The following is a 7,154-nucleotide window of genomic DNA, read 5'->3' as shown; positions in this document are numbered from 1 at the left end:
CCAACAATTCCTATTTTTTCATAATTAGGGGTCTCAAGACCCCCCTAGCGGCCACCGAGAAGACCTTCACCAGCTAGGTATTTTTACTCAAGTCTCTGGAGGGGGACAGCTTATGTGACAGTTGAGGGTGCGGAATGTGGGATGGAATAAAACTACTACAGAAATTCGCTTCTTCATCAGTAGTTTAGCAGCGGATGCCCAAAAACACGCCGAGGTGATTCGCGGACATTGGAGTATTGAAAATAGTCTCCATTGGGTACTCGATGTTACCTTTAATGAAGATGCCAGTCGGGTTCGTCTGGGGCATGGAGCGGAAAACCTAGGTCTGTTGCGCCGTTTAAGTGTGAATTTGTTGAAGCGGGAGCCCTCGAAAATGAGTCTGAAAATGAAACGTTATAGGGCGAGCATGGATGATAATTTCATGGTAAAAATCTTGGAGGCCAGTGCGGTTGACTGAAAAAGGAGGTGTCAATTAGACTTGTGAGCGTTCTCGCGCAGCGAGCGCGTTGCGACCAATCCAGTCTGGAATGAAAGAACCCAGTAGATAAAGTTCCTTCTGAGTTCATCGGTTTTCGAGGATTAGAAACCCCCTAAATTTCGGAAAATTACTCGGATAGAATCGGAACAAACGCCAAAATTTAGACTAACTTCTCGGAATTCAAGGGCTCGGTCAACGCGCGATTACCCTGTAGTTTGTAGTTAACTAAGATGGTTAGCTAAAAACTGTCTTTGATTCTTTAACTTGTCCTTGTTATACTCGAAAAAGCTCGGAAGTATAAGAGTTTGTGCTGCCTATTTTTTCGGGAAAATAGGTTGTAATGGGAGACTCTTTGTTTTCCTAGACAAAAATAATTACTTTTTCAAAAAAACACTTTTCTATTTTTTTGTTGGGTATTTTATTCTCTGGAAGTCCCTAGTAACAACCGTATTGCCAAATTATGTTTTGTTTCCGCCGATCTGGTCAATCGTTTGCGTCTCTCACTTAACGAATCGTTAAGTGAGAGACAAAGAATTTATCAGACTAAACACGGAACCGTCTCGACCATGGACACCACTAACATCGGTCGGCATCGAAAATCGTTAAGTGAAAAAGAAGACGGGACGTTAACGGAAATTTCGTTAAGTGAGGATCAAACCCTAACGGAAAATTCGTTAAGTGAAGATGGGTCAGTTAAATCTACTCGGTTGACCGTGGGAAATTCTGTCACCGTTACTGGTGAGCATCCCAGAAAAGGACAGACGGGGGAGATAACCGCGTTGCCCAATCCCTACGCGGCCATCATCCTTTTCGACGATGGCAACAGAGAAATGTTAGGTTCGGACTTCCTTTCCTCAAAAACCATCGATGTAACCGCTAAATTTCAAGTCAAAGAAGGGCTGAATTACAGGACGGGTAACGGCTGTGAGTGGTATGTCAGGGTAGAACAGGCTACTTGGGAGCGGCTGCTAGGATACCGAAATCGCGTCGGTACGGCAACCATCGATGGGGCTATCAAACGAATGTTAGAAAGTATCGAGAACAGCCCACCCTAACGGAACCTTAACCCAGTTTGAGCTGCTCACTTAACGATTCGTTAAGTGAGGGGAGAATTGAAACCGACTATGGACATAACCCGATCCTTAGAGAGCGATCGATGACGCAGTGATCATCTTTCTGGGGGAGCAAATGATTTATCGAGTATTAACACGGAACAATTACAGATTAGAGAAACCAATTTTCAATCACTAAACCTTCTAAATCTTGAAAATCATCAACATTATTGGTAACTAAAGTCAAATTGTTGGTAAAAGCAATAGACGCTATTTGACCATCGACAAAAGCAGGACTCTTACCGAATTTAGACAATCTTGACCTTTCCCGTGCGTGATATTGGGCTGATTTTAAGTCATAATCGAATAAAGGTAGATTGGCTAAAATAACGTTATTTACATAATCCTCTAAGTCTTGGCGTTTTTTAGACAGAGGAAGTCGAAAACAACCAAATAATAGCTCATGGATTACCAGAGTAGCTGTGGCTATTTCCCGTTTAGATAATCTTAGCTTCGTCATGACCTTCTGATTCGGCTGAGGTCGTTTAGCCTCTGACAAAATATTAGTGTCTAGCAAATATTTGAGAGTCATAAACGAACATCTCTCCCCGTTGACTTGTCGCGTAAATTATCAAAACTATCATCATCAATACTTGCCAAATCTACTCTTTGTATAAAATCTTGCAAGGCTGACCCAAAATCCTTAACCTCTCTAATTTCCACTAATAACTCTTCATTATCAGGAAAATCAACTTCCTCTAATAACTCAATAGTTTTGCCTTTTTTAATTCCTTTAACTAACATAATATCAACTCCTTCTAAGCTTAACTAGCTACCAGCAAAAATTGTTTCATCAATAGAATTATAGCACTTAATAGAATAATTGAAGATTTCGGGAGTCACAGCGCTCCGAATTGTCAGAAAGATTGAGGAAAAATTAAAATTTTATTCCGTTCAAACCATGTAATTATCCCTACCTAAAGGTAAGCGCACCTAAAACGCTATTGACAATTAGCCAATTTTGTGAGCAGCATGGGCATTTCAAGTGACGAAGGTTTTTGTTGATACGGCAGCTTGGTTCGTTAAGTGAGGGGAGAATCACTCGGACAGTGGACAAGACCTTATCGTTAGGCAGCGATCGATGACGAAAGATTAACGGAAACGTAAGAAAGTATCGAGAACGGCCAACTTTAATCAAGGTCAATATTCTGTTTAGATGTTAGTCACGACGATTGAAAATTGGTATATAATTCAACTAATTACAAATCGTTATTTTGAGGGGCTTTGCCATCGGGAGTGCAGATGACTTACCTATCCCAAAAACCTCTGTGCCTCGTTGATTTGACACTCCCGTTGCACGACATAAATTTTCCATCCTTTCACCGAAATTCCTCCTTACAATGATAGTTAGAAATTAGGAGATTTATCCTTATCATCGAGAAGTCAGTTAATTTTTATTTATGATTTAATCGAAGAATGGAAATTTGAGATGGTCTGGGAAAATGTAGCCCCTCTAAATGAAGAAAATCAAGAGCTTATCCTACTGAATTAGTAGGGCAACCTCCTGAACAGTATGGAGATAAAAATTATTAAATTTTATTCTATTTTGATGTCAACTCTTATCAGGGAATTTCTCTGTGAGAGTTTTGCCAAAATAATATTGACACCAAAACTCAGCAATTTCTGCGACTAAAGGAGCGGATTCAGAAGTTAGTCCACTGCCACAGCTTGAGTTATAGCGTTCAGCATAATCTCTCGCCATTTGGTAACTCCAATAAGGATAATCTGAACTTGTCATACAGCGCAGGGCATCTTCAATTATTAAGGCATATTTGTTATTGATGACACGAATTTGTGTTCCAAATCTTATGTGTTTTTCCCAACCTTGAATTTGTTCTAGTTGGGTTAACAATTTATGCAAATCCTGCCGTTTATCTGGAGTTGGATATTCTAGGTAATCTTCCATTTTTTCAACAGTATGGTTAATTAGTTGGCAGTGTTCTGTCCAGGCTTCTTCTCCAAGAAAAGACCTGGTAGTTTGATTAGATTCCATCTGTTTGACTACCAATTTAGCTAGGTACAGCGCAAAATTAGCGGCGGCTTCCTTTTCTTGGCAAAGACTTTTGAGACTGGTGAGCCTTGTGACATTGAGGGCATATTTGGTTTGGTATAGTTCCCTCGCTGTCTCAACCAATTTGCGAATTTTAGGAGCAATATTCTTATTAGTTTTAGTATCCATTATTCGTTTCTCATTATTTTTATTATGCCTTCTTAACGGTTCTTAGTTACTTGGTATGATTCGATCAGGGGGCAGAAATCGGCTAAATCCTTATCTGGCAAAAGATTTAATTGATTAGTTCGCTCTAGACAAAAATACTTGATAAAAATCGCCAAACGTCTTTCTCTATAAGGGTTTCATCTCTTATAACCCCAGTCCATTGTACAACACAAACCGAAGAACCTGTTACATTTGATAAATTGAGGAGTTGATTAAAATTTATCCATATAACCGACCTACTGTTCTGTATTATCATTATACCATTTTCACACAGAACCTAGAAGATACTCCAATTTCTCAAGTCCTTACCTAGCTTACTCTTGAGTGGCTTTATTCTAAACTCCAGTCTCTATCCGAATAAGGAAGGGGTTGATTAGGGAAAGAGGTCATTCCGAGAGATTTATAGAATCATCTTGATTCTATTTTTCTTGGGATTTGCCTGATGATAACCATCGTTAACGACTTTCTCAATTTGTCTAACTTCCAACAAGCTTGGTTGAAAGTCAAAGAAAATAACGGTTGTGCGGGAGTTGACGCTGAAACCATTGATGATTTTGCTCAAAATCAAGATTTTAATCTTGTTCAATTAAGAGAAGCAGTCGCTAATAGCACTTATTGCCCTCACCCTTACAAACAAGTCAAAATTCCTAAAGAAGGAGGTAAATGGCGAGAATTAAGAATTCCAACCGTTAGAGAACGAATTGTTCAACAAGCTCTTTTAAATGTGCTTGCTCCTCTGGTTGAACCTCATTTTTCTCCTTGTAGTTTTGCTTATCGTCCTAATCTATCTTATATTCAGGCGGTAGAAAAAGTCGCTGATTGGCGTGATCTCGGATATCGATGGGTGTTAGATGCAGATATCGTTCAGTATTTCGATAATATCGATCATCAGATATTGCTTGTCCAATTACGTCAATATATCGATCACCCTGGTATTTTATGTCTGATCAAAGCTTGGATTTCTTCAGGCATATTAAGCGAGCAAGGATTGAAATTACCAAAGAAAGGAATACCTCAAGGCTCGGTTATTTCTCCTTTGCTTGCTAATATCTATTTAGATAAATTTGATCACACTATTGCTAATTCGGATATTAAATTAGTACGCTATGCAGATGATTTTTTAATTTTAGCTCGTACTCAAGAAAGAATTAGACAAGCTTACTCGGAAGTTGTTGATCTACTTGATTCTCTTAAGCTCAATATTAATCGTGATAAAACCCAAATTACTGACTTTGAACACGGGTTTTGTTTTTTAGGTCATGGCTTTTTAGAAAATGCTATCTTTCCTGTAGATAAACCCAAGAAAAAACAAGGAGATCGGAAAACACAGAGAGTCGGCGAATATTTATCAACTGGAAAAAAAAAAGTTCAGACGCAGAAGAGTTACAACCAGAAAAAGAAGAAATATCTCAGCAATTAATCATGTCTTCTGTAGAAATTAAAACCCTCACTAATACTTCCAATCCAAAGCAACAACAAATACAAGTTGCGCCACGTCCTCAAAAAAATGTTTGGAATCAGACAATGGCTACATTATATTTACTAGAACAGGGAACAATCTTGTTGAAAGAACAGTTTCGGTTTCTTATTCATGTACCAGACAAGGATAAAATAGAAGTCCCCATTCGAGATGTGGAAAGAATTCTTCTGTTTGGCAATATTAATTTATCTACTCCAGCGATCGCTACCTGTTTAGAATCACGAATTACTGTCTTGTTCCTCAGTCTTTCTGGGCGATATAAAGGACACCTTTGGAGTAAAGAAGCATCTAATTTGAATGTGGAATTACTACAGTTTCAACACAGAATGATCACCAATTTCAATTGAATACATCCAAAGCTATTGTTCGAGGCAAGTTAATCAATTCTAAACAATTATTACTAAGATTAAATCGTCAGCGCAATATTTTAGATATTGAACAGGCAATTTCAGGGATTAATACCGATCTTGAAGCTTTAAAGTTGGTAGATAATATTGACAGTTTACGAGGTTACGAAGGGATTAGTGCTGCTCGCTATTTTTCCGCTTTGGGACAATTAATAATCAACCCAGACTTTAATTTTTCTCAACGTCATCGTCAACCTCCCACCGATCCAGTCAATGCTCTTTTAAGCTTTGGCTACACTCTTTTATTTAACAATGTTCTCAGTTTAATTATTGCTGAAGGTCTTTCTCCTTATTTGGTTAACTTTCATTATGGTGAAAAGAAAAAACCTTATTTAGCTTTCGATTTAATGGAAGAATTTCGGTCGCCCATTGTTGATAGTTTAATGTTAACTTTATTTAACCAATCTATCCTAAAATCTAAAGATTTTGAATCTCTAACTGAAAACCCAGGAATCTATTTAACTGAACAGGGGAGACGACTATTCCTGAATCAATTTGAGAAGCGAATGACTGAAAAAGTTACCCACTCTCAAATTTCATCTCAGATTTCTTACCGAGAAGCCATTCAATTACAAATTCGGCTGTATAAACGTAGCTTGCTGTCATCTATAGCCTATGAACCTTTCTTTCGAGCCTCCTAATGTTAGTATTAATTGTTTACGATATTCCTGACAATAAAAGACGCACTAAATTATCTAACTTTCTGGAAGGATACGGCAAAAGAGTACAGTTTTCTGTGTTTGAGTGCTTTTTATCTTTAGCGGAAATGCGAGAACTTTATGAAAAAGTCAAAAAAAAAGTTAAACCAGAAGAAGATAATGTTAGATTTTATTGGCTCTCAAAAGATGCTACCTCAAAAACTTTAACTATCGGTAGCAAACACCCTGAACCCCCTCCACAATATTATGTAATCTAGAAAAAACAAAATCTTATCTCTCACCTTTATTAGTAAAAAAATCTCCTTAGAAAATTAAAGTAGGAGATTTTTTATTCACTAATCGTTAGCTTCACATTAATTAAAATTGCTAAGAAGTTAAAAGCTTTGAGTCTGGCTGTTGGTTCTATTTAGCGTCAATATTGGGTTTCCATTAATTAAACTTGCTAAGAAGTTAAAAGAGAACTGGAGGACAACGATGAACGATCGTCGCGTAACAAACAGTTTCCATTAATTAAACTTGCTAAGAAGTTAAAAGTGACTGATAAGCGCAGTCATTTAACCGAATTCATCGTTTCCATTAATTAAACTTGCTAAGAAGTTAAAAGGTATCTTCGTAGCAGTATGGAACCTTTTGGAGCTAGAAAAGTTTCCATTAATTAAACTTGCTAAGAAGTTAAAAGACCTCGCCCTCAAGGACGAGCTCAGCCACCAACGTTTCCATTAATTAAACTTGCTAAGAAGTTAAAAGATGACACCCATGTAGAGGTGCTACTCAACTACTTGTTTCCATTAATTAAACTT

At 37.7% G+C, this 7,154-nt stretch carries 8 protein-coding genes, 1 pseudogene and 1 CRISPR repeat array; of the genes and pseudogenes, 5 read left to right on the top strand and 4 right to left on the bottom strand.

Going from position 1 to position 7,154, the window contains the following annotated elements:
* Nucleotides 1-127 precede the first annotated feature (127 nt).
* Together PX481_RS07055 and PX481_RS07050 are read left to right on the top strand one after the other, a co-directional pair.
* Nucleotides 128-457, top strand: coding sequence for an ISAs1 family transposase (locus tag PX481_RS07055; RefSeq protein WP_502846652.1), 330 nt, complete (start codon nt 128-130; stop codon nt 455-457).
* 587 nt (nt 458-1,044) lie between these two features.
* Entirely contained in the window at nt 1,045-1,533 is a 489-nt protein-coding gene (locus tag PX481_RS07050) for a hypothetical protein (RefSeq protein ID WP_002757571.1), read from the top strand.
* 169 nt (nt 1,534-1,702) lie between these two features.
* On the opposite strand, the gene PX481_RS07045 is transcribed toward PX481_RS07050, so the two are convergent.
* The 4 genes from PX481_RS07045 to PX481_RS07030 all read right to left on the bottom strand — a co-directional run bounded on the left by PX481_RS07045 (nt 1,703) and on the right by PX481_RS07030 (nt 3,924).
* Nucleotides 1,703-2,122 (bottom strand): type II toxin-antitoxin system VapC family toxin, encoded by a 420-nt coding sequence (locus PX481_RS07045; RefSeq protein WP_002757569.1) that lies wholly within the window; start codon nt 2,120-2,122, stop codon nt 1,703-1,705.
* The gene (locus tag PX481_RS07040; RefSeq protein WP_002757568.1) at nt 2,119-2,334 is read right to left on the bottom strand and encodes a hypothetical protein; all 216 of its coding nucleotides are present in this window, start codon (nt 2,332-2,334) and stop codon (nt 2,119-2,121) included. The genes PX481_RS07045 and PX481_RS07040 overlap by 4 nt, the downstream gene beginning before the upstream one ends.
* Nucleotides 2,335-3,142: 808 nt before the next feature.
* Nucleotides 3,143-3,769 (bottom strand): hypothetical protein, encoded by a 627-nt coding sequence (locus tag PX481_RS07035; protein ID WP_002757566.1) that lies wholly within the window; start codon nt 3,767-3,769, stop codon nt 3,143-3,145.
* A gap of 32 nt (nt 3,770-3,801) precedes the next feature.
* Nucleotides 3,802-3,924, bottom strand: coding sequence for a hypothetical protein (locus PX481_RS07030; RefSeq protein WP_288027276.1), 123 nt, complete (start codon nt 3,922-3,924; stop codon nt 3,802-3,804).
* 326 nt (nt 3,925-4,250) lie between these two features.
* Here PX481_RS07030 and ltrA point away from each other — a divergent pair, with 326 nt between their 5' ends.
* The 3 genes and pseudogenes from ltrA to cas2 all read left to right on the top strand — a co-directional run bounded on the left by ltrA (nt 4,251) and on the right by cas2 (nt 6,611).
* Nucleotides 4,251-5,228: a group II intron reverse transcriptase/maturase gene (gene ltrA, locus PX481_RS07025; RefSeq protein WP_002757564.1), complete on the top strand. Its 978-nt coding sequence runs from the start codon at nt 4,251-4,253 to the stop codon at nt 5,226-5,228.
* A gap of 2 nt (nt 5,229-5,230) precedes the next feature.
* Nucleotides 5,231-6,336, top strand: a pseudogene (gene cas1, locus PX481_RS29620) (CRISPR-associated endonuclease Cas1).
* A complete protein-coding gene (gene cas2, locus PX481_RS07010; RefSeq protein WP_002757558.1) occupies nt 6,336-6,611 on the top strand; it encodes a CRISPR-associated endonuclease Cas2 in 276 nt (91 codons plus the stop codon). The pseudogene cas1 and the gene cas2 overlap by 1 nt, the downstream one beginning before the upstream one ends.
* Nucleotides 6,612-6,700: 89 nt before the next feature.
* Nucleotides 6,701-7,101: a CRISPR direct-repeat array (repeat unit 35 nt; unit sequence GTTTCCATTAATTAAACTTGCTAAGAAGTTAAAAG).
* Nucleotides 7,102-7,154 lie beyond the last annotated feature (53 nt).

It is taken from the genome of Microcystis sp. M53603_WE2 (assembly GCF_030065435.1).
The sequence above is the reverse complement of the archived record's forward strand: the minus strand, read 5'-3'. Positions and strand labels throughout refer to the sequence as shown.

Excerpts from the sequence above, each read along its gene's own strand:
- PX481_RS07050 (WP_002757571.1), top strand. The coding sequence starts at position 1,045 with ATGGACACCACTAACATCGGTCGGCATCGAAAATCGTTAAGTGAAAAA.
- PX481_RS07045 (WP_002757569.1), bottom strand. The coding sequence starts at position 2,122 with ATGACTCTCAAATATTTGCTAGACACTAATATTTTGTCAGAGGCTAAA.
- PX481_RS07040 (WP_002757568.1), bottom strand. The coding sequence starts at position 2,334 with ATGTTAGTTAAAGGAATTAAAAAAGGCAAAACTATTGAGTTATTAGAG.
- PX481_RS07035 (WP_002757566.1), bottom strand. The coding sequence starts at position 3,769 with ATGGATACTAAAACTAATAAGAATATTGCTCCTAAAATTCGCAAATTG.
- ltrA (WP_002757564.1), top strand. The coding sequence starts at position 4,251 with ATGATAACCATCGTTAACGACTTTCTCAATTTGTCTAACTTCCAACAA.
- cas2 (WP_002757558.1), top strand. The coding sequence starts at position 6,336 with ATGTTAGTATTAATTGTTTACGATATTCCTGACAATAAAAGACGCACT.